The sequence below is a fragment of the Bradyrhizobium sp. genome (genome assembly GCF_049586575.1).
GTDB lineage: Bacteria > Pseudomonadota > Alphaproteobacteria > Rhizobiales > Xanthobacteraceae > Bradyrhizobium.
In genome coordinates this window covers 1-1,887 of record NZ_JBAVCF010000153.1, presented here as the reverse complement: position 1 = coordinate 1,887, position 1,887 = coordinate 1, and the positions used below count along the sequence as shown (strand labels likewise).

Annotated in this window: 1 protein-coding gene; it reads left to right on the top strand. The window is 58.6% G+C overall.

From position 1 onward, the window contains the following. The coding region (locus WB528_RS05685) for an HAL/PAL/TAL family ammonia-lyase (RefSeq protein ID WP_423887451.1) at positions 1–1,783 on the top strand (1,783 nt) is incomplete at its 5' end. Between the last annotated feature and the right edge of the window lie 104 nt (positions 1,784–1,887).

Sequence of the window (1,887 nt, the reverse complement as noted above, 5' to 3'; positions counted from 1 at the left end):
AAGTATAACTTGGCTGTTCAGACCACAGGCCGGCCGCTGCTTGATGGAAAAAACTTATGAGAGGGTGGGGCATTTCATGGCCACTCAGCATCGATTTCCAGCATTTGGCATATTCATCGCCGTAGTGCTCCGGGCCTTGCCTGCTACAGCGCAGGGCAACGCCATACTGCTCGACGGGAAGAGCTTGACCATTTCGCAGGTCATCCAGGTAGCGGTGCACAACGCTCCAGTGGCGATCGCGCCTTCTGCAATGGAGCAAATGCGCCAATCATTTAATGTGCTGATCGCGGCCGCGATAAAAGGTCTCCCGATCTACGGCGTGAATTACGGGGTCGGACAAAATAAGGACCAGCCGATCTTCAGCGGACCGCTGACCAGCAAGGATTGCGAACCTTCTCGCCAATTCAACATCAGAAACCTGTTGGCGACGAGCGCGGGCGCGGGCCCAGAGGCGCCCGAGACCGTAGTGCGGGCAGCGATGCTGATACGCCTGAATACGATGCTGGTCGGGCGAACGGGCGCTCAGCCCCGGGTTGCCGAGCTTTACCGCGACTTCCTGAACAAGGGAATCCATCCTGTGCTTCCGACCCACGGCTCGGTGGGCGAAGCCGACATCACAATCCTCGCTCATATCGGCCTCGCGATGATGGGAGAAGGCGAGGTCAACTATAACGGACACAGGATGCCCGCGGCGCAGGCTCTTGCCGATGCAAAGATCGAAAAGTTGGAACCATTCGGCAAGGATTCGCTAGCGATCATGAGTTCAAATGCCTACGCTGCAGCCGTTGCCGTGCTGGCACAGGATGACGTACAGCGGGTGCTATCGCTAGAGACCCAGGTATTGGCGATCAGCCTGGAAGCGCTGAACGGAAATGTCTCGCCGTTTCTCCCGGCCGTTCATTCGGCTCATCGAACTCAAGAGCTCATCGCAGCCAACGTGCTACACCTCCTCAGAGGCAGCTATCTCTGGTCGCGTGACGAAAACCGCGCTCTGCAGGACCCGTTGAGTTTTCGCACTGCGAGTCATGTGCTGGCGGTCGCATTCGATGAAGATCGTGAGTTAGAGCGTCGCCTGCTCGCACAAATCAATTCCTCCGACGATAACCCCGCGGTGATCTTCGGCATCAAGCCGGACGCTGACGCACCCGAGGAGGTCAATGCATACTATGTCGGGCCGGTAGCGGTGAAGAATCCCTGCGGCCCGGAGAGCGCGCCGCAGGTGTCGGGCGCCGTGATTCCAACCGGCAATTTCGAGCCGTTGCGCTGGGTCGTGTCTCTGCAGGCAACCAGTATCGCCTTGAGCCACGTGTCACGCGCCGCGGCTGCGCGCATCACGCGGCTCGACGCGCCCGAATTCACCAAGCTGTCCCGCTTTCTTACGCCCGACGAGAAGACGACCCTGGCCTTTTCGGCGATTCAGAAGACCTACGCAGCATTAGACGCCGAGATCCAGGCGCTGAGCGGCCCGGTTTCCACGAACACGGTGCCGCTCGCAGGAAATATCGAGGACACGGCGACCAACTCGGTGCTCGCGGCATACCGCCTCCAGCACATTGTCGATAATCTCTACACGATTGTCGCCATTGAGTTGATGCATGCGGCGCAGGCGGTCGATTTGCGCCTGCGGGCAAACCCTTCGCTGCCTCTCGGAGGTGGCACCCGCCCTCTGTTCGAGAACTTCCGTTCTTCGGTTCCGTTTCTCGATCGCGACCGCGAGTTGACGAAGGATATTGCCAAGGCGACGATCTTTGTGAGAAATGCAGCAAGCGATTTCAGCCACTGAGGTTCGTATATCAGTCCATTGAAGAATCGCCGGTTCGTGACCTGCGCAATTTCGTTTGTCGTTGTTGGCCCAGGGACAAGGTACCAACCCGATCTCTAATGACG